The 24205-nt window shown below is 51.3% G+C and carries 19 protein-coding genes; 2 read left to right on the forward strand and 17 right to left on the reverse strand.

The features are described 5' to 3' along the window. Positions 1-66: 66 nt before the first annotated feature. The 11 genes from ACTQ3A_RS05355 to ACTQ3A_RS05405 all read right to left on the reverse strand — a co-directional run bounded on the left by ACTQ3A_RS05355 (position 67) and on the right by ACTQ3A_RS05405 (position 10697). Entirely contained in the window at positions 67-1281 is a 1215-nt protein-coding gene (locus tag ACTQ3A_RS05355; protein WP_441100077.1) for an LL-diaminopimelate aminotransferase, read from the reverse strand. A 3-nt stretch (positions 1282-1284) separates the two neighbouring features. Continuing rightward, the gene (locus ACTQ3A_RS05360; RefSeq protein WP_441100075.1) at positions 1285-2901 is read right to left on the reverse strand and encodes a CTP synthase; all 1617 of its coding nucleotides are present in this window, start codon (positions 2899-2901) and stop codon (positions 1285-1287) included. Between the two features lie 142 nt (positions 2902-3043). Further along, positions 3044-4477, reverse strand: coding sequence for an amidophosphoribosyltransferase (gene purF, locus ACTQ3A_RS05365; RefSeq protein ID WP_441100073.1), 1434 nt, complete (start codon positions 4475-4477; stop codon positions 3044-3046). A 202-nt stretch (positions 4478-4679) separates the two neighbouring features. After that, positions 4680-5339, reverse strand: coding sequence for a CinA family protein (locus ACTQ3A_RS05370; protein WP_441100072.1), 660 nt, complete (start codon positions 5337-5339; stop codon positions 4680-4682). 102 nt (positions 5340-5441) lie between these two features. Next, complete coding sequence (gene pgsA, locus ACTQ3A_RS05375) at positions 5442-5972, reverse strand: CDP-diacylglycerol--glycerol-3-phosphate 3-phosphatidyltransferase (RefSeq protein ID WP_441100070.1); 531 nt, start codon at positions 5970-5972, stop codon at positions 5442-5444. A gap of 14 nt (positions 5973-5986) precedes the next feature. Further along, positions 5987-7348, reverse strand: coding sequence for a 30S ribosomal protein S12 methylthiotransferase RimO (rimO, locus tag ACTQ3A_RS05380; protein WP_441100068.1), 1362 nt, complete (start codon positions 7346-7348; stop codon positions 5987-5989). 4 nt (positions 7349-7352) lie between these two features. Then, positions 7353-7622, reverse strand: a complete 270-nt coding sequence (rpoZ, locus tag ACTQ3A_RS05385) for a DNA-directed RNA polymerase subunit omega (RefSeq protein ID WP_441100066.1) — start codon at positions 7620-7622, stop codon at positions 7353-7355. After that, on the reverse strand, positions 7619-8251 hold the full coding sequence (gene gmk, locus ACTQ3A_RS05390) for a guanylate kinase (protein WP_441100065.1): 633 nt from the start codon (positions 8249-8251) through the stop codon (positions 7619-7621). Before gmk ends, rpoZ begins: the two co-directional genes overlap by 4 nt. Further along, positions 8248-8535: a DUF370 domain-containing protein gene (locus ACTQ3A_RS05395; protein ID WP_441100063.1), complete on the reverse strand. Its 288-nt coding sequence runs from the start codon at positions 8533-8535 to the stop codon at positions 8248-8250. The genes gmk and ACTQ3A_RS05395 overlap by 4 nt, the downstream gene beginning before the upstream one ends. Positions 8536-8638: 103 nt before the next feature. Then, positions 8639-9526, reverse strand: coding sequence for a YicC/YloC family endoribonuclease (locus ACTQ3A_RS05400; protein WP_441100061.1), 888 nt, complete (start codon positions 9524-9526; stop codon positions 8639-8641). 271 nt (positions 9527-9797) lie between these two features. Further along, positions 9798-10697, reverse strand: coding sequence for a TIGR01212 family radical SAM protein (locus tag ACTQ3A_RS05405; protein ID WP_441100059.1), 900 nt, complete (start codon positions 10695-10697; stop codon positions 9798-9800). A 380-nt stretch (positions 10698-11077) separates the two neighbouring features. Here ACTQ3A_RS05405 and ACTQ3A_RS05410 point away from each other — a divergent pair, with 380 nt between their 5' ends. Together ACTQ3A_RS05410 and ACTQ3A_RS05415 are read left to right on the forward strand one after the other, a co-directional pair. Beyond that, positions 11078-12817, forward strand: coding sequence for an Rqc2 family fibronectin-binding protein (locus ACTQ3A_RS05410; RefSeq protein ID WP_441100058.1), 1740 nt, complete (start codon positions 11078-11080; stop codon positions 12815-12817). A 167-nt stretch (positions 12818-12984) separates the two neighbouring features. Beyond that, the gene (locus ACTQ3A_RS05415; protein WP_441494266.1) at positions 12985-15471 is read left to right on the forward strand and encodes a cation-translocating P-type ATPase; all 2487 of its coding nucleotides are present in this window, start codon (positions 12985-12987) and stop codon (positions 15469-15471) included. A gap of 362 nt (positions 15472-15833) precedes the next feature. Here ACTQ3A_RS05415 and ACTQ3A_RS05420 read toward each other — a convergent pair whose 3' ends face one another. From ACTQ3A_RS05420 to ACTQ3A_RS05445, 6 genes are all read right to left on the reverse strand, one after another. After that, the gene (locus tag ACTQ3A_RS05420; protein ID WP_441100054.1) at positions 15834-17249 is read right to left on the reverse strand and encodes an oxaloacetate decarboxylase subunit alpha; all 1416 of its coding nucleotides are present in this window, start codon (positions 17247-17249) and stop codon (positions 15834-15836) included. A 276-nt stretch (positions 17250-17525) separates the two neighbouring features. Then, positions 17526-18680 (reverse strand): sodium ion-translocating decarboxylase subunit beta, encoded by a 1155-nt coding sequence (locus ACTQ3A_RS05425; protein WP_441100052.1) that lies wholly within the window; start codon positions 18678-18680, stop codon positions 17526-17528. Between the two features lie 40 nt (positions 18681-18720). Continuing rightward, a complete protein-coding gene (locus tag ACTQ3A_RS05430; RefSeq protein ID WP_441100051.1) occupies positions 18721-19125 on the reverse strand; it encodes a biotin/lipoyl-containing protein in 405 nt (134 codons plus the stop codon). A gap of 85 nt (positions 19126-19210) precedes the next feature. Further along, positions 19211-20032, reverse strand: a complete 822-nt coding sequence (locus ACTQ3A_RS05435; RefSeq protein WP_441100050.1) for an OadG family transporter subunit — start codon at positions 20030-20032, stop codon at positions 19211-19213. A 14-nt stretch (positions 20033-20046) separates the two neighbouring features. Next, positions 20047-21483 carry an acyl-CoA carboxylase subunit beta gene (locus tag ACTQ3A_RS05440; RefSeq protein ID WP_441494265.1) on the reverse strand — a complete coding sequence of 479 codons (1437 nt, stop codon included), beginning with the start codon at positions 21481-21483 and terminating at the stop codon, positions 20047-20049. A gap of 596 nt (positions 21484-22079) precedes the next feature. Beyond that, positions 22080-24203 carry an S-layer homology domain-containing protein gene (locus tag ACTQ3A_RS05445; RefSeq protein WP_441494264.1) on the reverse strand — a complete coding sequence of 708 codons (2124 nt, stop codon included), beginning with the start codon at positions 24201-24203 and terminating at the stop codon, positions 22080-22082. Positions 24204-24205 lie beyond the last annotated feature (2 nt).

Below are 24205 nucleotides of genomic sequence, written 5' to 3' on the forward strand. Positions count from 1 at the left end.
CATCCCTCTTGCCTGTGTCTGTCCCGGAATCATCGTCCGTGAAGATTCCTGACGGATCCTTCGTTATTACATGGACTTGATACGATCAATCGCCTCCACGGTCTTCTCATAGGTGCCGAATGCCGTCAGACGGAAGAAGTGTTCGCCGCTCGGACCGAATCCGGAACCTGGTGTTCCGACGACATGAACATCTTCGAGAAGATGATCGAAGAAATCCCAGGAGGTCATGTTGTCCGGTGTCTTAAGCCAGATATACGGAGCGTTCACTCCGCCGTATACAGTGTATCCGGCATCCTTCAGTCCGTCATAGATGACACGGGCGTTCTTCTGATAATAGCTCACCTGCTCGCGGATTTCCTTCTGCCCTTCCGGTGTGAAGACGACTGCGCCCGCCTTCTGAATGATGTAGGGAGCGCCGTTGTACTTGGTGCCGTGGCGTCTTGCCCAGAGATCGTGGAGAGAAACGCCGTCCGCATCACGGAGATCCTTCGGAACAACAGTGAAGCCGAGACGGACACCGGTGAAACCGGCATTTTTGGAGAAGCTGCGGATTTCGATGGCACAGGTCCTCGCTCCGTCACACTCATAGATCGAATGGGGAACATCCTTCTCTGTAATGTATGCCTCATAGGCGGCATCGTAGAGGATGACGGCTCCGATCCGGTTTGCGTAATCCACCCACTCCTGAAGCTGAGCCTTGCTGATGGTCATTCCGGTGGGGTTGTTCGGATAGCAGAGGTAGATGATATCCGGATTTTCCTTCGGAAATTCCGGTGTGAAATTGTTGGCTTCGGTACAGGGCATATAGATGAAATTGGAGTATCTCTGCTCGGAAGGAATCCACTCGCCGGAGCGGCCTGCCATGACGTTGGAATCCACATATACCGGGTAAACCGGATCGCAGACGGCAACCTTCGCGTCCTCACTGAAAATTTCCTGAATGTTGCCGGAATCGCTCTTGGCTCCGTCCGAAACAAAGATTTCATCTGCGCTGATCTCACAGCCTCTTCCCTTGTACTCACCTGCAATGGCGTCCCTGAGGAAAGCATATCCGAGATCCGGAGCGTAACCGTGGAAGGTCTCCTTCCTGCCCATCTCATCTACAGCCTTGTGAAGCTCGTCGATAATGACCGGAGCAAGCGGCTGTGTGACATCGCCGATCCCGAGACGGATGATATTCGCATCCGGGTTGGCCTCGGTATAAGCCGCGACCTTCTTCGCGATGGTGGAAAAAAGATAGCTTCCCTGAAGTCGGAGGTAATTCTGATTTGCTTTAAACATCGGTTATTTCTCCTCTCTGTATTTTAATGCGGCGGCTACAAATCCGCGGAACAGCGGATGCGGGCGGTTTGGACGGCTCTTGAACTCAGGATGTGCCTGGGTTCCGATATAGAACGGATGATCCTCTTTCTTAAGCTCGATCATTTCCACAATGTGGCCGTCCGGTGAAATACCGGAGAGCACCATGCCGGCGTCCGTGAGCGGCTTGCGGTAGTCGTTATTGACCTCATATCTGTGTCTGTGACGCTCGTGAATCAGGCTGGATCCATACAGCTCTCTCGCGATGGTGCCTTCCTTCAGCTCACAGGGGTAGGAACCGAGTCTTAAGGTGCCGCCAAGATCCGTGACATCATTCTGATCGGGCATAAGGGCGATCACCGGATGCATGGTGTCAGGATCAAGTTCAATGCTGTGGGCGTCGTGATATCCGCACATATTCCTTGCGTATTCGATGATTGCAACCTGCATTCCGAGACAGAGACCGAGGTAAGGAATCTTGTGTGTCCGTGCATACTCTGCGGCAGCAATCATTCCGTCAACGCCTCTGCCGCCGAAACCGCCGGGAACAATGACGCCATCTACATCACCAAGAACCTCAGCCACATTGTCCCGATTCAGCTTCTCGGAGTCGACCCAGGTCAGATCTACCTCCGCGCTGTTCTTGATTCCGCCGTGCTTTAACGCCTCGACAACGCTCAGATAAGCGTCATGAAGGGCAATGTACTTCCCGACGAGGGCTATGGTGACATGGTGCTTCAGATTCCGGAGGGACTCTACCATATCGGTCCAGTCGGAGAGATCCGGCTCCGGGTCTGAGAGATGCAGACATTCAAGCACAACGTCGGCCAGATTCTCCTTCTCCATGGCAAGCGGCGCCTCATAGAGATATTCCACGTCCAGATTCTGAAGAACATGGCTGCTCGGAACATTACAGAACAGGGCAATCTTGTCCTTGAGCCCCTGACTGAGCGGGTACTCGGAACGGCATACCAGAATATCCGGCATGATTCCGATGCTCTGCAGAGCCTTTACAGAAGTCTGCGTCGGCTTGGTCTTCAGCTCTCCGGAAGCCTTCAGATAAGGAATCAGGGTGACATGGATCATGATGGCGTTTTCATGGCCGATATCATGCTGGAACTGACGGATCGCCTCAAGGAACGGCTGGCTCTCGATATCGCCGACCGTGCCGCCGACCTCGATGATGGCGATCTTCTCTTCATCCTCTGTCTTCGCGCGGTAGAACCGGCTTTTGATCTCATTGGTGATATGAGGAATAACCTGAACTGTACCGCCGCCGTAATCGCCGTGGCGTTCCTTCTGCAGAACGGTGGAATATACCTTACCGGTGGTCACGTTGGAATTGTGATCAAGGTTCTCGTCGATAAAGCGCTCATAATGCCCCAGATCAAGATCGGTTTCTGTTCCGTCGTCGGTGACGAAAACCTCACCGTGCTGGATCGGGTTCATGGTTCCCGGATCCACATTGATGTAGGGATCAAACTTCTGCATGGTGACACTGTAGCCTCTGGCCTTCAGAAGCCTTCCCAGTGAAGCAGCCGTAATTCCCTTTCCAAGGCCGGATACAACGCCGCCGGTTACAAAAACATATTTAACAGACATTCACTCCTCCTCCTGCCGGGCATGCGTGCCGCAGCGTATATATGGTTGCGCCCCTTTCCGCGAAGCCAGAAATATTTATGGCGCCGCCTGCAGCAGGGCTGTTTATTGATCAATTGGACGGTATCAGGCACCTCGCCGATGCTCAGCTGCCTTCAAAGGCATCGCGGATCTCATGGTCCGGAACCTCCATGGGATAGTTGCTGTCAAAACATGCCTTACAGATCGGAAGGTCGCCCACCATGTCCTGAAGCTCGCCGATCTGCATATACCCCAGCGAATCTGCGCCGATGCGCCGGCGGATTTCCTCTGTGGAATTCTGCGAAGCGATCAGCTGCTTGTTGGACGGCACGTCAACACCGAAATAGCAGGGATGAAGAAATGGCGGTGAACTGATCCGCACATGAACCTCCGTCGCTCCGCATTTCTTCATCGTGTGAATCAGATTGGTGATCGTGGTGCCACGGACAATCGAGTCATCTACAAGAACAACTCTCTTTCCCTTAATGACGGACTTTATGACACTCAGTTTGATCTTGACGCTGGATTCACGCTCATCCTGACTGGGCTTGATAAACGTCCGGCCAACATAGCTGTTCTTGTGAAAAGCAATGCCGAACGGTATGCCGGACTCCATCGCGTAGCCCTGTGCGGCTGCCAGTCCGGAATCGGGTACGCCGACAACGATATCTGCGTCTACGGGGTAGGTCTTTGCGAGAGATGCGCCCCCGCGGATTCTCGCGTCATAGACGGCGATGCCGTCAATCTTTGAATCGAGACGGGCAAAATAGATATACTCGAAGATGCAGCGCGCCTGCTTCTCTCTCGGAATGACGCAATCCATGAACTCGGAATGAATCTCTCCGTTCTTATCGATGGTGACGATCTCACCCGGCTTCACGTCGCGGATAAATTCCGCGTCAATGGAATGAAGAGCACAGCTTTCGGAGGCAAGAATGTAAGCCCTGTCTCTCTTTCCGATACACAGCGGACGCAGTCCCCACGGATCCCGGACACCGATCAGCTTGCGCGGGCTCATCATGACGAGTGCGTAAGCGCCTCTGAGCTGTGTCACAGCCCTTTTGACCGCAACCTCAATGCTCGGCGATTTGACCCGCTCCCGGGCAATGCAGTAGGCAATGACCTCGGAATCAATGGTCGTGTGAAAAATCGCGCCGGTGTTCTCCATCTGTTCCCGAAGCTCATAGGCATTGACAAGGTTTCCGTTATGCGCCAGAGCGAGCGAACCCTTGATGTAATTCAGGACAAGCGGCTGTGCGTTGTTCACGTTGAGCGCGCCGGAAGTGGAATAACGGACATGGCCGACACCGATGTTCCCCTTCAGGTTCTGAAGCTCATCCCCCTTAAACACCTCGTTCAGGAGCCCCAGTCCGCGGTAGGAATTCACACGTCCTTTCGGCCCGTTGGTATTGGACACCGCGATGCCGCAGGACTCCTGTCCGCGGTGCTGCAGAGCTTCCAGACCGAAATAGATGGTCCTGCTGACATCTCCGCCGTCCGGATCATAGATTCCGAACACGCCGCACTCCTCTTTTAAGCCTGATTCATAATTTGTCATCAGCTTCCTCCAGTTTCTGCTGTGTGAAAAGTGAATAGCAAAAATAAAACCACTCTATTATACTACATATTCTCTGCGGAGTAATCGCACAAGTTCGCTAAAATGCAAAAATGGATCAACCGAAAGAAAAGCATATTTTACAAACGAAAAACTCACCCTCCGCCGGGGAAGGAAAGATCCCCCGCAGACAGTGAGTCAGAACTTATGGAGCGACTCCCAGACAGGAAAGCGCGAGATTCAAGGATTCTCTCACCGCCTGTCTGCGTACCTCGTTTCTGGATCCTGTGAAATTGTATTTTCTGACCTCGCATCTGCCGTCAAACCAGCAGCCGAGATAGACAAGACCTGCCGGAAATTCCTCTGTTCCACCCGGACCGGCCACACCGGTGGCGGAAAGGCAGAGATCCGCTTTGGCCGTCCTGGCACCGCCCTTTGCCATCTGTCGGCAAACCTGAGGGGAAACTGCCGTGTATTTGCGCAGCGTCTTATTTTTCACTCCCACGAGCTTGTGCTTCGCCTCGTCGCAGTACGTGATAAAAGCCTCCTTCAGTACATCCGATGCGCCGGGCACATCGATGATTCCGGAAGCAATGCCTCCTCCGGTACAGGACTCCACCGTTGTGATCAGAAGCCTGCGCTCCCGGAGAACTGCCACCAGTCTCTCCGCAGCGGAAGAATATCCGGTATCATCCATATTATCTGTGGAAATACTATCTGTATTATCCGTGGAAACAGTGTCTGTATTGTCCATGGAAAGATTATCCGTATTATCCGCGGAAATACTATCTGTATTATCCGTCGAAACATTATCCATACCCCTAGAGGATTTTTTTTTCGCAACAGCATCATCAAGATGATTCATACCGGGATTTCTCAGGCCTCCTCTACAGTCCGCTCTTCTTTCAAAGAGACAGAATAATCTCTCATAAACGACACAGAATGATCTCTTATTAATGACACAGAATTATTTCTGATTGCCGAGTACCGCCTTGTTCTTGATCAGATAATCCAGAAGAGAAATGACAGTGAGCACAGTCGCGATGACAATCAATACGATCTCAAACATTCTCCACGAAGGAATGTTCAGCAGAATCACAATGATCATGACCATCTGTGAGATCGTCTTCGCCTTGCCCCAGTAGCTGGCGGCTATGACAATACCATTGTCCGCGGCGACCAGACGGAAACCGCTGATGATAAACTCCCTTGCGATGATGATGACCACGACAAATGCAGGGATCTCACCGGATCCGGCAAACAGAATAAGAGCCGTGCAGACCAGAAGCTTATCCGCCAGAGGATCCATGAACTTTCCAAAATCCGTGATCAGGTTATATTTTCTGGCAATGTAGCCGTCGGCAGTATCTGTCAGACTGGCCGCGATGAAAATAATCAAAGCGATATATCTGGCCCAGTTCTGAGGAAGATACATAAAGATCACGAAGAAAGGAATCATAACCATCCGAAGACAGGTCAGCTTGTTGGGTAAATTCATATCGTTTTCCTCCCTCATCCCTCTGATTTGCTCAGAAGATCCATGGTATCCTCGTCGATCAGTTCACCAATCAGATCATATTCGAGAGCGCCGGTCACGGTCGCCTTCACAAAATCCCCGGTATTCAGCGTTTCCGGAGTCTGAATGAAGATCAATCCGTCAATGTTCGGCGTATCCGCGTAGGTGCGGCCGACATAGGCATTTTCATCGCTCATGTAGCCCTCGATGAAGACATCCAGCGTGCGGCCGATCAGATTCTCATTCCGCTGCTTTGATACCTCCTGCTGCAGAGTAAGAAGACGGTCCTGTCTGTCTTTCCGGATTTCTTCGTCGATCTGACCGTCAAAAGATGCGGCAGGTGTTCCCTCTTCCTGAGAATACGTGAAAACACCGAGACGGTCAAACTTCATCTCGCGGATAAAATCACAGACCTCTTCATGCTGCTCCTCGGTCTCTCCCGGGAAACCGGTGATCAGAGTGGTTCTGAGCGCGATGTCCGGAATCTCGAGGCGAAGATTTTCAATGATCCGCACCAGATCATCATGGCTGGTTCTGCGCCCCATCCGCTTCAGGATCTCGTCATTGGAATGCTGAATCGGAAGATCCAGATAATGGCAGACCTTCGGAAGTGTCTTCATCGCCTGAATCATCTCCGGGTAGATCTCTTCCGGATAGCAGTACAGAATCCGGATCCATCGGATTCCGTCGATTTCAGAAAGCTTCTCTAGCAGGATATGAAGAGACTTCTTTCCATACAGATCGATTCCGTACCGGGTCGTCTCCTGCGCCACGAGAATCAGTTCCCTCACTCCGTCCTCCGCGAGCTGACGCGCCTCCCGGATCAGATCCTCCATGGGAACACTCCGGTAGGGACCCCGCATTCCCGGGATCGCGCAGTAGGTGCAGTGCTTGTCACAGCCCTCGGCGATTTTCAGGTATTCATAAAAGCCTCCGGTTGTCATGATCCGTTTATCCGCGTCTTCCGGAATCCCGTTCAGGGGCTCCAGAATCGACGGCCGTATCCCGTTTCCGACCTGAAGAATCGCATCCTCGATCTTGTTGTAGCTGTTCGTTCCGATGATCGCGTCAACCTCGGGGATCTCGTCCAGAACCTCCTGACGGTAGCGCTCCGCCATGCATCCGGTGACAATCAGCGCGGTGCAGCGACCCTCGGTCTTATACCGGGCCATATCCAGGATCGTCTGAATGCTCTCTTCCTTTGCGGAATCGATAAAACAGCAGGTATTGATAATGATAATATCCGCCTCGGTCTCGTCGTCCGTCATCTCGTAGCCATGACCGGCAAGCTTGCCGAGCATGCGCTCGGAATCCACAAGATTCTTGTCGCAGCCAAGAGAGATAAATAAAATCTTCATTGAATTATTCGGCTGCGTCATCATCTTCCTCTTCATGCGGGAGAATATTGACCTTTCCCTCATAGAGCTCATCCACAGCTATGGAGAGCGGCTTTCTCTCTTTTCCGTTCCGGTCAACAGCCGCAACCTTCGGCTCGGCACCGTCAATCAGCTGACGCGCGCGCTTGGAGGTCGCAAGGACGATGGAATAACGGCTTGTGACAAGCGGCGCTTCCTCCTGATCCTGACCCTTGTTAATCTTCTCAATCATTTCCACATAGGAAGGATGTATCATTTTCTGTGCTCCTCTCTCTCTTTCAGCTCTCCGCGGATCTCGCGGATAAAATCTCTCTGATGACTGGTCTGCAGATGCTGCGACTGAATCAGCAGATGCAGCTGATCGACACATTCCTCAACGGTATCATTCACCAGAATATAATCATAATGTTCCATGCTCTCAGCTTCCTCGACCGCCCGGGCCATCCGCTGCTGAATCACTTCCTGCGTTTCCGTCCCTCTGCCGGTGAGCCGTCTCTCCAGCTCTTCGGCGCTCGGAGGCGTTACGAAGATCAGCACGGTATCAGGCCGCTTTTTCTTGACCTTCAGAGCACCCTGAATCTCGATCTCCAGGATGACATCCTTTCCAAGGTTCAGCTGCTCATCCACATATGCCGCCGGTGTTCCATAGGAATGGTTTACATAGCGCGCATACTCCAGAAATTCATCATTTCTGATCATCCGGGAAAATTCTTCCTCGGTCTTATAGAAGTAGTCAACGCCGTCCCTCTCGCCCGGTCTCGGGCTTCTGGTTGTCGCCGACACAGAAAGCGCGTAATTATCATATTTCTCCAGGAGCCTCTTCATCAGAGTTCCCTTCCCGGATCCGGAAAAACCGGAAAGAATCACCAGTATTCCCTTGCTCATGACAGATCATCGGTCCTTTCATCAGATAAATCATTAGAAAAATCACTGCCGGCGTTGAAACGGCGCGTTATTGTTTCGGGCTGCAGAGCGGACAGAAGAATCCTGCCGTCCTCCAGGACCAGAACCGCCTTGGTTTTGCGTCCCTGACTCGCGTCAATCAGAAGCCCGTTATCCCGGGCGTGTGACACCATGCGCTTGATCGGCGCTGCCACCGGACTCGCGACGGCAAGAACCTTGTCGGTATTCACCGCGTTTCCAAAGCCGATATTGATCAAACGTGCCATAAAACACCTCCGTGCCCTGCACTTTCAGGCTTCTTGCATTATATCCTTGCAGTACAAAAAAAACAACAGAAAGATATAAGCACCCGCGCCATGTTCCGGGAGATCACTCCACGTTCTGCACCTGTTCGCGGATCTTTTCAATACCGGTCTTCAGATCCACACCAGTATTCGAGGTTTCCAGATCGTTTGCCTTCGAGAGAATGGTATTCGCCTCCCGGTTCATCTCCTGTGCCAGAAAATCGAGCTTTCTCCCGATTCCGGTTCCGAGGATAAGCGTGTCCCGCATATTCTGGATGTGACTCTTCAAACGGACCGTTTCCTCATCGGTGCAGATCTTATCCGCAAACAGAACCACTTCTGCCGCGATGCGGCTTTCATCGATCTGGGAATCCTCAAGCAGATCTCTGGTTTTCTCTTCCAGACGATTGCGGTATTCCGCGATAATCATGGGCTCCCGTTCAATGACCTTGTCCACATCCGCTTCCAGCTCATCGAGCTTGGACAGAAGATCTCTGCGGAGATTCTCCCCCTCCAGATTGCGGGAATGCCGGAAGTTCTCCGCTGCCTCGCGGATGACGTTCTCCAGATCCTTCCAGAGTTCATCCTCGTCCATCTCCTGCTCTTCCATTGTCAGAACATCGGGAAGATTCATCATCTTTGAAACCGTGAGATCATTCGGAATCGAGAAGTCTCTCTCGATCTCCTCCGCAAAGTTCATATACTGCTTTGCAAGCTCCGGGTGGTACTTCAGAGTTGCGTTGCCCTCTGTGAAATCCTCATAGGTGATAAAAATATCGATCTTGCCCCTCTGCGCGTATTCCTTGATCAGTGTGCGGATCTTCGATTCAAATGCGCTGAACTTTTTCGGGGCTTTGACATTCAGTTCGAGAAAGCGATGATTAACCGATTTCAGTTCAACGCTGATTTTCCATCGGTCATTCTGGGCTTCCGCCCGGCCAAAGCCGGTCATGCTGTAAATCTTTTCGGACATATCCTCTTTACCTTTCGGGTAATCTTCCTTGCACATATTTGTGCGCCGTTATATGCAAAAAACATGTATGCAATCTTCTCGCTCTTTTCCAGCGCACAAATTGTGTGCCGTCACATGCCAAAAACGGATGCGGGCGTTCCGGCTGCTGTCGCACAGATCTGTCCGTGCGGCCGCGTCCGTATCTGAACACACAAATACAGGTTAAGTATAAGTCAATTCCCGCTGTTGTGTCAAATTGTATTCGGATTACCGAAAATAGACAGGTGTATTGTCAGGCCTCTTCAATGAGACGGTTCATCATATTCAGAACCCGCTTCTTGTCGGCGCTCCACAGCGGCGCGAGGAGAAGCTTCTTCGGTCCGTCCCCGGTTAACCGGTGGATGACAATCTCCGGCGGAAGGATCTTCAGACATTTTACGACGAGCCTGCAGTATTCCTCCATATCCGGGAGCGGAAAGGGATGGATCCGATATTCCTCCGCCAGACGGGTGCCCTTCAGAATATGAAGAAGCTGCAGCTTCACTCCGTCCGGAAGCGGGCTGAGAGACGAAAGATACCGGACGGTCTGCAGCATCATCTCCTCCGTCTCTCCAGGAAGCCCCAATATGACATGAACGATTACCGTAAGTCCCGCATCCTTCAGGCGGCGGTAGGCATCCTCGAACACCGGGAGACTGTACCCACGGTGAATACGTTTTGCGGTTTCTTCATGTATGGTCTGAAGACCGAGCTCGACCCAGACCGGTTTCCGTTCGTTTAGTCTCTTCAGCATGGATATTTTGTCGTCCCCGAGGCAGTCCGGTCTTGTGCCGATTGACAGACCTGCAATTTCCGGCTGCTCCTCCGTCTCCGAGAAGATACGTTCAAGTCTTCGGGTATCTCCGTACGTATTGGTAAAGGACTGGAAGTAGCCGATAAACCTGCGGTCTTCCATTGCCAGAGTCTTCGGGAGCTTCGGATCAATTCTCTTCCTGGCCGCCGCAATCTGCTCTCTTACCGGAGCGGGATCCGCGGCAAAATCGCCGGAACCGCCTTCCGAACAGAACGTACAGCCTCCGAATCCAAGAGTCCCGTCCCGGTTCGGACAGGTGCATCCCGCCGAAAGGGACAGCTTGTAAATTTTCTGACCATAGGTCTTCTTTAATTCTTCAGATATTCTTCTTATCTTCATCTTTTCATCACACCCCTGCGATATTCTTTGCGTATGCGTGCGGGCTGACAAGACCAGCTGTCTGTGTGGATCCAACATTACCCGGAGATATTCTTTGCATATGCGCAAATTCTGACACATTAACGCGGGCGAGGCAGTTGGATTTCTTTCGTTTGTTGTGTATAATATGCTGTAAACCCTTACGTTCCGCAAGCTGGGCGCGGCAAACTGTGTATGTTGCGGATTGTCCTGCGGTTTGCAAGCGGGGCGCGGCAATCGTATAAACAGCGAAGTGCTCTGTGCTTTGCAATCAGAACACAACAACAGAAGAATGATGAGTACCCTGCGGTGCCCGTTGGTATAAAGCCTGCGCGTCGCTGACAGGAATTCGAGGAATCAATATGGCTTTAGACGGTATCACAATATCAAATATCCGCTCCGAGCTGGAGCATACGCTTGCGGGAGGACATATATCGAAGATCATTCAGCCCGAGCCGGATGAACTGATCTTCACGATAAAAAATAACGCGAAGACTTACCGGCTTCTTCTGTCGGCAAGTGCTTCTCTTCCGCTGGTCTATATCACGTCTTCCGGGAAGCAGGCGCCGATGAACGCGCCGAATTACTGCATGCTGCTGCGGAAGCATCTGGCCGGCGGACTTCTCGAATCGGTCACCCAGCCCGGACTGGAGCGTGTGCTCTCCCTGAATGTCCGGCACAGAGATGAGCTCGGAGATCTCCGGAGCTGGCGTCTGGTCATCGAGCTCATGGGAAAGCACAGCAACATCATCCTGATCAGCGATCAGAACAAGATTGTGGATTCTATAAAGCGGGTATCCTTCAATGTCAGTTCCGTCCGCGAGGTTCTTCCCGGAAGGGATTACTTCATTCCGGAGACACAGAACAAAAGAGATCCGCTCGACATCAGCGAAGAGGATTTCAGCAGAGTCGTTTTTTCAAAGGATGCGCCTGTCATGAAGGCGGTCTACGGCGGTCTGCGCGGCATCTCCCCCGTCATGGCTGAGGAAATCTGTTGCCGGGCCGGCATTGACAGCGACGCTTCCGCCTCGGAACTTCAGGATGCGGAACGGGTACATCTGTATCATACCTTCTCACGAATGATGGACGATGTAAAGAACGAAAAATTTGAGCCGGCAATCTATTATAAAGGAAAAGATCCCTTCGAGTATGCTTCTGTTCCGCTGACGCAGTACGGAAATCTCAGGAAGGAAGGCTTCGATACCATTTCATCACTGTTGGAACAATATTACGCGGAGAAGGAACTCAGAACCAGGATCCGGCAGCGTTCCATTGATCTGCGGAAGGTCGTTCAGACAAGTCTGGAGCGAAGCGGACGGACCCTGCAGCTTCAGGAAAAACAGATGCATGATACCGAAAAGCGGGAGAAATATCGCATATACGGAGAACTTCTGAATACCTATGGATACAGCCTGACGCCGGGAGCGAAGGAACTGAAGGCAGTCAATTATTATAACAACGAACCCACCACGGTTCCGCTGGATCCGACAATGACTGCTGCACAGAACGCGAAGAAATATTTTGACCGTTACAACAAGCTCAAGCGAACCGCAGAAGCACTGGAGCAGCGGATCAAGGGCACAGAAGCGGATGTGGAGCATCTCGAGAGCATTGCGACATCTCTGGAGATCGCCCGCGACGAAAAGGATCTGCAGGAAATCCGGCAGGAGCTGGAAGACTACGGCTATCTCCGCCATCACGGACCTTCGGGAAGAAAGAAAAAGCAGGAGGCCGCACAGCCTCTGCACTACCTTTCGTCTGACGGCTTTGATATGTACATTGGAAAAAATAACTTCCAGAACGAAATGGTTACCTTCAAAATCGCCTCCGGCAGCGACTGGTGGTTCCACGCGAACGACATTCCGGGCTCCCATGTGATTGTCAAAGCAAATGGAAAAGAGCTCCCGGACCGCACCTTTGAAGAGGCAGGCAGACTTGCCGCCTACTACTCCAAGGCAAAAAATGCGCCAAAGGTAGAAATCGATTACACGCTTCGGAAGAATCTTCACAAGCCCAACGGGGCAAGGCCGGGATTTGTTCTGTACCACACGAACTACTCGCTTATGGCCGAACCGGATATTTCCGATTTGAGGGAGGTATAGCGGTTCCTTTTTTCGAGCACGAAGCATTAACGTTTCCTTCGAGAGCATGTGGCTCGGAATCACAGCAGGATAACCTCCAGTTTGTGGCACTGGTTTTCAGATAACTGTTAATTGGGAAAGTATAATTATTCATTCAGATTTTCGAATCATTTGAATAAGGGGATATCATGGCAGATACAAAGAAATTGCTCTCTTCTTCCTCTAAGAGGGGACGAAAAAAGGGCAGATCGACGGCAAATATCGGCTTTGACCAGCCGGTCCGTACAAAACTGAAGCATCGATATATGGCGGACATCCAGACCGGACTGACGAAGGAACAGGTTGAGGAATATACCAGACACGGCTGGGACAACCGGTCGGTCGCACCGCCTTCGAAGACGGTAGGACAGATCATCAAGGGAAATACGCTGACTTATTTTAACGGAATATTTCTGCTGCTCTCCGTACTCCTGATTATCGCCGGCTCGTATCGTGACCTGTCCTTCCTGCCGATCATTATCGCGAATGCAATGATTGGTATCGTGCAGGAGATCGCAGCCAAAAATACGCTGGACAAACTGAACGTCCTGAACGCTCCAAAGGCAAAAGTCGTCCGTTCCGGCAAGATCAGAACAATTCCGGCGGAAAAGCTGGTCCTCGACGACATCGTTATTTTTTCCGCGGGAAATCAGATTCCCGCAGACGCCGTTATTGTGGACGGACAGGTGAAGGTCAACGAATCCCTGTTGACCGGTGAATCGGATGAGATTTCTAAGAAACCGGGCGACAAGCTGATGTCCGGTTCCTTCATTGTATCCGGAAGCTGCTATGCCCGACTGGAAAAAATCGGCGAGGACTCCTATATCAACAAGCTGACGACCCAGGCAAAGGCAGCCAGGGAGGGAGAACAGTCGGAAATGATCCGTTCGCTGAACCGGATCGTTATGATCGCCGGCATCAGTATTGTCCCGATCGGAATTCTCCTGTTCTATCAGTCCTACTGGCAGCAGGGGCTCGAGCTTCAGGAAAGCATCACTTCCATGGTAGCGGCCGTGATCGGAATGATTCCGGAAGGTCTCTATCTGCTCTCCAGCGTCACCCTTGCGGTCAGTACCGGAAGACTCGCGCTGAAAAAGGTTCTGGTGCACGATATGAAGTGCATCGAGACACTGGCAAGAGTTGATGTTCTCTGTGTCGATAAGACCGGAACAATCACCGAGAACAAGATGCTGATTAACGACGTCATCACACTCCCGCCGTATGAGGAGGACGCGACGATACCGGCCATCGAAGAACTGTTGAGCGACTTTTCGGCGGCTCAGAAGGCGGACAACATCACGATGCAGGCGATGAAGGATCATTTCACCAGCACCTCGGGCGCACGTCCGCTCGCTGTGACCGGGTTCTCCTCCGCCTGGAAGTATTCCAGCGTCACCTTCCAGAGCGGCGCGTATGTGCTCGGCGCACCGGAGTTTGTCCTGAAGGAGGACTACCACCTGTATCAGGACACCATTGAGGAGCAGAGCCGGAAGGGCTATCGTGTGCTTGTGTTCGGAAAATATCAGGGAACGCCGGATGGAAACGAGCTGACCGGGAAGGTTACCTCGCTCTGTCTGGTTGTCGTGAAGAACAAGATCCGGAAGGATGCGGATAAGACCTTCCAGTTCTTCCACCGCCAGAATGTAGAGGTCAAGGTCATCTCCGGAGATAATCCGGTAACGGTATCCGAGGTTGCGAAGCAGGCGGGAATCGCGAACTCTGACCTGTACATCGACGCGACGACGCTAAAGACAAAAGAAGATATCTATGACGCGGTAACGCGGTATACGGTCTTCGGCCGTGTCACGCCGAACCAGAAGCGTGAATTTGTCCACGCGCTGAAGGCGCACGGACGCACCGTCGCGATGACCGGTGACGGTGTCAATGATGTTCTCGCTCTTAAGGACGCGGACTGCTCCGTCGCCATGGCCGCAGGATCTGACGCGGCGGCTCAGGCCTCCCAGCTTGTTCTTCTCGACAATGATTTCGCGCATATGCCGGAAATCGTCATGGAAGGACGGCAGGTTGTCAACAACATGGAGAGATCCGGAAGCCTCTTCCTTGTAAAAAACATCTTCTCCCTGCTGCTCGCGGTCTTCTCGATCATCGCCGGATTCACCTACCCGCTGAGGCCGTCCCAGATCTCCCTGATCAGTATGTTCACCATCGGCCTTCCCGGATTCCTGATGTCACAGATTCCGGATCATACATTGATCCACGGAAGATACATGAGTAATGTCCTTCTGAAGGCAATGCCGGCTGCGCTCACCGATTTTATTGTTGTTGCGAGCCTGGTTGTATTTGGAGAGGTCTTCGATGTAAGCTCGGTAGATATTTCGACAGCCTGCGCGATTCTGATGGCAATTGTCGGATTCATGATTCTGTTCCATATCATCAAGCCGATGGACCGGTACAAAACCGCGATCTGGCTTGTGTGTGTTGCGGGCATGACCTTGTTCCTCCTCCTCTTCCATTCCTTCTTTGGCATTACGGGAATGTCGATGCGCTGCATCATGCTGTTCGTGGTCTTCTCGATCACGACAGAGCCGATCCTCCGATATCTGATCCGGCTCATAAGACTTGTGAACATCGGATACAACCGGCTGAGGGACCGCTTTTCGGAGAGATTTTCCTGATTGAAAATAAGGAGCATACATTTTCAGGATGAATGCTTCTCACGGCGGATCCTTATTACAATTCACATAAATGAAGAGACCGCAGATAAACAGTCCATGATCATTCATGGCGGTTCATCTGCGGTCTCTTTATACTTATATGGATTTATACTTATATGGAAACGAGGACTGCTGCCCGGCTATGCGGGAAGCAGCCCTCGTCTCATCAATTTACGCGAACAGTGAGCCGCAGCCGAATGCGAAGTATTCGTGTGCGGCGAGCGTCGCGATAGCGAGATAAAACTCGCGCAACGTGTTTTATCTCGTTTTCAGGTTCTGCCCGGATTGCCCTGCACGGGGCATCCGGGTATCTATCTGTTCTGTCAGACCGGGTAAGCCTTGTCTTCCTTGTCGCCCTTGGAAGCGTCAACGCCGGTCTTCTGCGCGTCTCTGTACTTGAAGAAGTCCATGGCAACCTGCGGGAACAGCGCATAGCTGAGGGTATCCTCAGGCTGCTCCTTGTATGCGGCAACCTCTTTCTCGAGCTTGTCCATCTCAGGAGCAATGTCATCTGCAGGACGATGCGTGATCGGCTTCGTATCGCCGAGTGCTTTCTTCTGCAGCTCCGGATTTACCGGATCCGTGGTCTTGCCGTATTTGCCGGCAAGGATATCCTTCGTCTCCTGTGTGATCATCTTATAGCGCTCTCCCATGATCACGTTGAATACTGCCTGCGTTCCGACAATCTGAGAAGAAGGAGTAACCAGCGGCGGATTTCCGAGATCCTTACGAACCTTCGGAACCTCTTCCAGAACATCGTAATATTTGTCTTCTGCGTGCTGCTGTTTCAGCTGACTGGTCAGGTTCGAAAGCATGCCGCCCGGTACCTGATAAACGAGAGTCTTGATGTTAACGCCCATGTTCTTCGGATTCAGCAGTCCGTTGTCCAGGCACTCGTCTCTGTACGGACGGAAGTAATCGGCGATCTCCTCCAGAAGCTTCATGTCAAGGCCGGTGTCATAGGGCGTGCCCTGGAAGGTCTTGACCATAACCTCGGTAGCCGGCTGGGAGGTTCCCATCGCAAACGGTGACATCGCAGTATCGATGATGTCAACGCCTGCCTCGACTGCCTTCAGATAGGTCATGGAAGCCACACCTGAGGTGTAATGGGTGTGAAGCTCGATCGGAAGGCTCGTCGCCTCCTTCAGAGCGGTTACAAGCTCTGTTGCCTCATAAGGAAGAAGCAGACCTGCCATATCCTTGATACAGATGGAATCCGCTCCCATCTCCTCGATTGCCTTTGCCTTGGAAGTCCAGTAATCCAGCGTGTAGGAATCTCCAAGAGTATAGGACAGGGCGATCTGTGCCTCCGCGCCCTTCTCCTTCTTCGCTGCCTTTACACAGGTCTCAAGGTTGCGGAGATCGTTCATGCAGTCAAAGATACGGATGATATCGATACCGTTCGCAACGGATTTCTGTACAAAATACTCGACCACATCATCTGCATAGGGCTTGTATCCGAGGATATTCTGACCACGGAACAGCATCTGCAGCTTGGTGTGCTTGAAGCCGTCACGCAGCTTGCGGAGTCTGTCCCACGGATCCTCGTGAAGGAAACGCAGACAGGAATCAAAGGTCGCGCCGCCCCAGCACTCTACTGCATGATAGCCGACCTGATCCATTTTATCTACGATTGGAAGCATCTCAGACGTGGGCATACGAGTCGCAATCAGTGACTGATGCGCATCACGAAGAATTGTCTCCATGATTTTAACCGGTTTTTTCTCAATTTCAGCCATTCTAAGCTCTCCTATTTGTTATGTCCCCGCGGAGCATGACGCGTAACCGGTCATGTTCTGCGGGTAAACTTATACAGTTTATAGTATTCATGTATACAATGTATCGTACGGCGGCCATTTTCATATCACTGATGTTACTGCTCACCCCAACTATGCACGGCAGGGATTTTGCAGTCCTGTTGCCTTCGCAAACTGGCTGTATTCGTGATGCGTGAACAGTAACATCACATAGCCCGCCTGCGGGGCATGGCCGTCTTCTGTCGTCAGGATCCGGTATTACTTGACACCGTATACAGCCATGAAGGTACCGGCTGCTACCGCGGTACCGATAACACCTGCCACGTTCGGTCCCATCGCATGCATCAGCAGGAAGTTGGTCGGATCTGCCTCCGCACCGACCTTCTGAGATACACGGGCTGCCATCGGAACGGCGGATACACCGGCGGATCCGATCAGCGGGTTGATCCTGCCGTGGGTCAGGAAGCACAGAAGTTTACCGAGAAGAACACCTCCGGCTGTACCGAAGATAAATGCCACGAGTCCGAGAACGACGATCTTCAGCGTATCCGCGTTCAGGAATGCTTCGGCACTAGTTGTCGCGCCGACTGAAGTACCCAGAAGGATAACGACGATATACATCAGTGCGTTGGAAGCGGTCTCTGTCAGCTGCTTAACCACTCCGCTCTCACGGAAGAGGTTTCCAAGCATCAGCATACCGACAAGCGGAGCGGTCGTCGGAAGAATCAGACATACGACTACGGTGATAACGATCGGGAACAGGATCTTCTCCAGTTTGGAAACCGGGCGAAGCTGTGCCATCTTGATCTTGCGCTCCTTCTCTGTGGTCAGAAGCTTCATGACCGGCGGCTGGATGATCGGAACCAGGGACATATAGGAATATGCCGCCACGGCGATCGGTCCCATCAGCGCGGTCTGTCCGAGCTTTCCGCACAGGAAGATGGATGTAGGACCATCCGCACCGCCGATGATGGAGATGGCTGCCGCAGCCTTTCCGTTAAAGCCCATGAAGATGGCCAGGAAATATGCGACATAGATACCAAGCTGTGCCGCGGCGCCCATCAGGAAAGAAATCGGGTTTGCGATCAGCGGACCGAAGTCTGTCATTGCGCCGACACCCATGAAGATCAGGGACGGCAGAATTGACCATCCGTCGAGCTGGAAGAAGTACCAGAGCAGACCGCCGGCCTGGCTGGAGCCGGAAGCTGTTACCGTCGGCGCCGCCATGATGTCGGGATAGATGTTTACAAGGAGCATTCCGAATGCAATGGGAACCAGCAGAAGCGGTTCAAAATCATGAGCGATTGCAAGGTACAGAAATACAAACGCAACAACGATCATGATGACATTGCCCCAGGAAATATTAAAAAATGCAGTCTGATGAATCAGATTGTTCAGGGTTGTTGCTATCATTTTATTACCTCCGGGTGATATGTGCAGAATCTTGCGGGAATCAGTTCATTGTAGCGAGAACGTCACCGGATTCTACCGCATCACCAACGGCAACGTTAATGGACGCAACGGTGCCGTCCTTCGGAGCAACGACCGGGATCTCCATCTTCATTGCTTCCAGTGTTACAATCGCGTCGCCGGCGGATACAGATGAACCTACAGCAGAATCCACTCTGACGATTTTTCCGGGAACAGAAGCGGTAACCGGTGTAGATCCCTGTGCGCCGGAAGAAGCGGGAGCTGCTGCCGGTGCCGGTGCGGGAGCCGGTGCTGCAGCCGGAGCGGGAGCTGCTGCCGGTGCTGCAGCGGGAGCCGGTGCTGCCTGCTGAACCGCACCATTTGTAATGCCTTCCTCAACGGTAACCTGATAAACGGTACCATTCACTGTAATTGTGTAATTCTTCATAATTGGAATTTCCTCCTTAATTAACGTCAATGAAACGTCAGTAATTAAACGTCAGTCAAGCGTTCCTCTACGAGAACGAAATCTTTTATACACGCTTCCATCTTCTGGTACCGACCTTGCGTACCGAACGAACTACATATCCGCTTCCGGAAGGATTGTCCTCCATGGCAGCTGCAATTGCTGCAGCAATTACTGCGGCGATCTCGGGATCATTTGCGTCAAGTCTGGCTGCAGAATCTGCTGTGCTTTTTTTGCCAGCCGGAACGGCCGCAGATCTGGTTGCCGCCGGCTGTTCAGCTTTTTTTGAGGTTGCTGCCCCTGCGCTCTGTTTCGCTTTCTTGGCGTTTGAATCCGGGATAAAACGGAACAGGCTGATCACAACAATCAGGATAATCAGAATCGCAAATACGGTGATCAGACCGACGGCCATGTTCTCAGCTGCAGAAGCCATTTTCTCTCCGAGCGAGTACTGCGTCGTCATTTCATAATTGACAAGCCCTGACGGAACGATGTTTCCATTTACAACAGTCTCAGCGGTGTTGAAATACATCGTGACATCTGATTTGTAGTGTTCAAAGGAAACAACCGCGTTTACGACAATTGTCTGGTCACTGGAGTCGTTCTGATTTACGCTGACGGAGTCAACGCTCTTGAATGCTCCAAGCTCGTCTCTGTCTTCCATCCAGGCATCATACAGAACGGAGTATCCCTGACCATTCTGGTCAAGGCTCTTCAGATCATCGTCGCTCAGTGTGTATACCTGATTCAGGAAGGAGGTAACCGAATCCACATACTGGGAGGCGGTGTCCTCATCCACGCTCGCAAATACAGGCATCGCGCTGAACAGGAAGGTCATGCATAATGTCAGGAGAAGGAGCACAGATATTTTTTTCTTCATTGTTTTCATATCTTCAACCTCTCTTATACAGTGCCGTGTTTCTTGTCCGGGCGGAACTCTCTCTTCGTGAAGAGCATGTCGAACGCTCCGATCAGATACTTTCTCGTCTCGGAAGGATCAATCACAGTGTCCACATATCCCCGAGCCGCGGCGGATTTTACGCTGTTCTGAAGCTCATCGTACTTCGCGGCCTCTGCCTTGATGGTCTCACCGTCCTTGCCGTCATACATGATCTTTGCAGCTGCGAGAGAATCCATCATGCCGATTTTCGCGTCCTTCCAGGCATATACGAGATCCGCGCCGATGGACTTGCTGTTCATGGTCAGATATGCGCTGCCGAAAGCCTCGCCGGTGATGACATTGATCTTCGGGGTCGTTGCGTTCGCAAATGCGAAGGTAAGCTTTGCTACCGCGTCAGCCATGTTGTTCTCGGAGCATTTCACCGCCTTGAAGCCGGTAACATTTGTGAAGGTAACAAGAGGAATGGAGAAGGCGTCGCAGAAATTCACGAACTCCGCCGCTTTCTTCGCGCCGCGGGCGCTGATCACCTTTCCGTATTCTTCTTCTTTGCTACCGTCTTCCGCGTATTTTGCGGACCGGTTCGCGACAACGCCGACGGTATAGCCGTTCAGCTTGATGAATGCCGTTGTCATATCCGGGCCAAAGGCAGGTTTGGATTCAAAAAATACACCGTCGTCACTGATGCGGGGAAGCATAAGCGCCGGATCCTCGATGCAGTTTGCGAGATCCGCGCTCACACGGTTCAGATCATCCGTCGTCTCTGCGTAGGACATATCATCTTCATTATTAGAAGGAAGCATATTCACCAGAGCGCGCATCTGTGCGATGATCTCCGCCTCTGTGCCGGTTCCGTCAACATTTCCGGTCTCGGAAGCCTGATAGTCTGCTGCGGAGGTATCACAGGAAGATTCGTTGTTGCCAGCAAGAGCGTTCGGAGAATTCACAAACAGCTTTGCTTTTCCGGACTCCATGAATGTGAAGTCACCCATTGACGGAACTATAGCCATACCGCCGCCGCAGGTACCAAAGATACCGGTGATCTGCGGAACCACACCGGAGGCGTCCGCCTGTGCCATGTAAATCTGACCGAAAGCGTTCAGACCATCGGTTGCCTCTTCCAGCCGAAGACCTGCGCAGTCGATCAGTCCGATTACCGGAGCGCCTGTCTTGACGGCAAGCTCATAGATCCTTACGATTTTCTTTGCGTGCATCTCACCGACAGTTCCCTTCAATACGGAAGCGTCCTGACTGTAGACGTATACAGGGTTATTGTCGATCAGACCGTAGCCCGTGATTACGCCGTCTGAAGGAGCTTTCTTCTCAGACATGCTGAAATCGGTACTTCTGGCGGTGACGCCGGCTCCGATCTCAACAAAGCTGCTCGGGTCAAGGAGGGAATTAATTCTCGTTCTTGCCGCGCTTTGCGTACTGTTGCTCATATCTTTACCTCCATAAATGATTAAAAAAACCAAATTTTTTCACAAATACTACTATAGCTTGTTTTTATTGTTATTTCAACAAAAATGGCCGGGATATATTCTGTTCACGGCATAGAAAAAGGCCCTGAAATCGTTTCACTTTTTGTTAGCTTTTTCACAAAAAAATCATTGACTTTTCATAAAAATATTATACGCATATCATACCGAGCAGTTTTTGAACGTTTATAAATTGAGAACATATAAATAAACGAGACCTGGTGCATAATAAACGCATCTTAAAAGCTATTGTGTACAAAGGCGTTTTACTAAAGAGAAATATTCTGAGCGTTCATAAATGTCACTGAATATATGGACATATTCAAATACAACAGTAAGTGTGTCTTAAGATATCGTTTAAAATGAAAGTACATTAAATGGACATATTTGGATAATAGAAAAGAATCATAACAGAACTGGAAAGGAATCAAAACAGAGCAAAGAAAAGAGGCGAAGAAAGGAGAAAAAAATGAGAAAAAATAAGAAAAATGAGAGCAGAAAATCAGTCCGACCGTGTGACTGATCTTCTGCTCTCAGCAGATGATCGCTATATTTTATCTTTATCGTTCAGCAGCGTTGTACAGGAAGGTGATGCACTGTCCGCGTGTACAGGTGTTTTCCGGGCTGAAGGTTGAAGGGGAGGTACCGTTTGTGACCTTCTCAGCCGCTGCCCAGTTCACAGCATCGTAATAATAACTGCCCTTCTGTACGTCTGAGAATATAGATTCGTCAGGCAATGCAGAATCTGTATTCCCGAGTATCTTGTAAAGAAAAGTAACGATCTGCCCTCTTGTGCATGGACTATCCGGACTGAAAGTGGTGGCGGAGGTTCCATTCGTAACACCGTGCGCCAGCGCCCATTTTACCGCATTATAATAATAGTCTCCCGCGCTTACATCTGTGATAGCGCTGATTTCGGACGATTGAGGGATTTCACCGTTCCCATATTTCTTGTAGAGAAAGGTGATCACCTGCGCCCGGGTACATTTCTGGTCCGGTGAAAACCGCGTCGCTGAGGTACCGGTAGTAATCCCCGCTTCCTTTGCCCAGTACACAGGATAATAATAAAATTTTGAAGGACTGGAAACATCTGAAAACATAGAGGCGGAGCTGTTATCCGTGAATGCCTTGATCCGGATGTTGTTCAAGGATGTGGTGTACTGGTCTTTCCAGACACCGTTTTCAAGAATGAAGCTCTCTCCCGGAGCGGATGTAGCAGTCAGCCGAATGACACGGTTTCCGTTTGCGTCAGTCACATATTTGGATTCCTCAGCCAGAAATCCGCAGTTACTTCCCTTCCCCGTCAGCGTGACGACGACGGAAAAAGTTCCTCCTTTTCCCAGAAGAACCGGACTGGAGAGCGGAACCTGAATCAGACCGGAACAGTCTGTATAACCTTCTGCCGTTGCTTCCTTAACCGGAATCCCACTGAGCGGATCCGAAGGATTCTTGAGCTGCCGGTAAACTTCTACCCTGTAGGAAGTATTTGTCGTACTGATCCCGATGGTAACCGCCTTCAGAATCTCCTGGCTGTTTCCAGCCTTCACGGTGAATACATTCGCTGCAGTTAAACCTCCCTCGGAACTTCTGGCGTTCAGGGAAGCACTCCCGAGACATCCGTCATACTGATAGTTATTGTCGAAGTCGTCTGCTGATGAAAAATCGGCGGAGTAGGCGGCGGCACTGATGGTCGGGTCTGAATAGGACAGCCAGAAGTATGCGGTCTTGTTGATATCAGAAGTTCCTCCCCAGCTGTTGCGCACCAGCCATGCACCGTTTGAGGACGGCTGACTTCCACTCTGAAATGCCGATGATGGAAAATTGTCATCCCATCCGACGATCAGAACCGAATGATTTGCTGCCGGGGCAGATCCAGGTGAAGCGGGATAATAATAGGCGCACTTGTCCGAATAATGATTGTTTATTGCGGCGCTGTCGTCATAATATGAAATCATGACACCGCCTTTTGCCTTCACATAGGATTTGACCGTCTGCCTGTTCTCGGAAATATTGATACGGTAGATGTTCCTGACATGTGAGAGATCATTCCTTGCCGACGAAGCACTCACACCGCGAAAAGATGCTGCATTTCCATAGGGCGCAAGGGCTTCATCTGAGGCACCGTACCACTGCGAAAGAGTCAGAAGGGCAAGCCAAGGGTTCCCTCCGAGTGTCAGATAATTACCGCCTCCGACAATTTCGGAGGAATCTCCCTTCATTCCGCCGAGCGGGTCAGCCTGCGTATGATAAGTATTCCATGCAAGGGCAAGCTCACTGTAATCCACAGAAGAAGTTGCCAGATTCTTCATACACATGTTGATTTCCGCAAGTCCCAGCGTCGAAAAAGCCCAGCATGTCTGGTACGCTTTTTGATTTCCAACCGCAGGGTATGAATGAAGCGTTTCCGTGATGTTATCGGGATACGAGGTCTCATTCGCAGCGCCAAACAAGAGGGAACGGCTATTGCTTTCCGGATAGTTTTCTATAGCCGCAGGAACTTCTTCCCGGATATCCAGAAAGCCATTCGAAATATGTGATAAAACAGCAGAATCCTCCGCGTAAACAGCGATCGGGCACGCAAGCCTGATCGCTCCAGTCAGGATCAAAGTCCGCAGAAAAATCTTTCTGCGGCAGGATCTCCGGCGAAGAATTCTGCCTTTTCGATTAATAATCTTCCTTTTCATGT

Source organism: Bilifractor sp. LCP21S3_F8 (assembly GCF_052117805.1).
Lineage (GTDB): Bacteria > Bacillota > Clostridia > Lachnospirales > Lachnospiraceae > Bilifractor.

Bases quoted from the DNA above. Each gene is read 5' to 3' on its own strand.
- ACTQ3A_RS05445 (WP_441494264.1), bottom strand. From the start codon at position 24,203: ATGAAAAGGAAGATTATTAATCGAAAAGGCAGAATTCTTCGCCGGAGA.
- ACTQ3A_RS05440 (WP_441494265.1), bottom strand. From the start codon at position 21,483: ATGAGCAACAGTACGCAAAGCGCGGCAAGAACGAGAATTAATTCCCTC.
- rpoZ (WP_441100066.1), bottom strand. From the start codon at position 7,622: ATGATACATCCTTCCTATGTGGAAATGATTGAGAAGATTAACAAGGGT.
- purF (WP_441100073.1), bottom strand. From the start codon at position 4,477: ATGACAAATTATGAATCAGGCTTAAAAGAGGAGTGCGGCGTGTTCGGA.
- gmk (WP_441100065.1), bottom strand. From the start codon at position 8,251: ATGAGCAAGGGAATACTGGTGATTCTTTCCGGTTTTTCCGGATCCGGG.
- ACTQ3A_RS05420 (WP_441100054.1), bottom strand. From the start codon at position 17,249: ATGGCTGAAATTGAGAAAAAACCGGTTAAAATCATGGAGACAATTCTT.
- ACTQ3A_RS05415 (WP_441494266.1), top strand. From the start codon at position 12,985: ATGGCAGATACAAAGAAATTGCTCTCTTCTTCCTCTAAGAGGGGACGA.
- ACTQ3A_RS05425 (WP_441100052.1), bottom strand. From the start codon at position 18,680: ATGATAGCAACAACCCTGAACAATCTGATTCATCAGACTGCATTTTTT.
- ACTQ3A_RS05355 (WP_441100077.1), bottom strand. From the start codon at position 1,281: ATGTTTAAAGCAAATCAGAATTACCTCCGACTTCAGGGAAGCTATCTT.
- ACTQ3A_RS05435 (WP_441100050.1), bottom strand. From the start codon at position 20,032: ATGAAAACAATGAAGAAAAAAATATCTGTGCTCCTTCTCCTGACATTA.
- ACTQ3A_RS05370 (WP_441100072.1), bottom strand. From the start codon at position 5,339: ATGAATCATCTTGATGATGCTGTTGCGAAAAAAAAATCCTCTAGGGGT.
- pgsA (WP_441100070.1), bottom strand. From the start codon at position 5,972: ATGAATTTACCCAACAAGCTGACCTGTCTTCGGATGGTTATGATTCCT.
- ACTQ3A_RS05405 (WP_441100059.1), bottom strand. From the start codon at position 10,697: ATGAAGATAAGAAGAATATCTGAAGAATTAAAGAAGACCTATGGTCAG.
- ACTQ3A_RS05430 (WP_441100051.1), bottom strand. From the start codon at position 19,125: ATGAAGAATTACACAATTACAGTGAATGGTACCGTTTATCAGGTTACC.
- ACTQ3A_RS05400 (WP_441100061.1), bottom strand. From the start codon at position 9,526: ATGTCCGAAAAGATTTACAGCATGACCGGCTTTGGCCGGGCGGAAGCC.
- ACTQ3A_RS05410 (WP_441100058.1), top strand. From the start codon at position 11,078: ATGGCTTTAGACGGTATCACAATATCAAATATCCGCTCCGAGCTGGAG.
- ACTQ3A_RS05360 (WP_441100075.1), bottom strand. From the start codon at position 2,901: ATGTCTGTTAAATATGTTTTTGTAACCGGCGGCGTTGTATCCGGCCTT.
- ACTQ3A_RS05395 (WP_441100063.1), bottom strand. From the start codon at position 8,535: ATGGCACGTTTGATCAATATCGGCTTTGGAAACGCGGTGAATACCGAC.
- rimO (WP_441100068.1), bottom strand. From the start codon at position 7,348: ATGAAGATTTTATTTATCTCTCTTGGCTGCGACAAGAATCTTGTGGAT.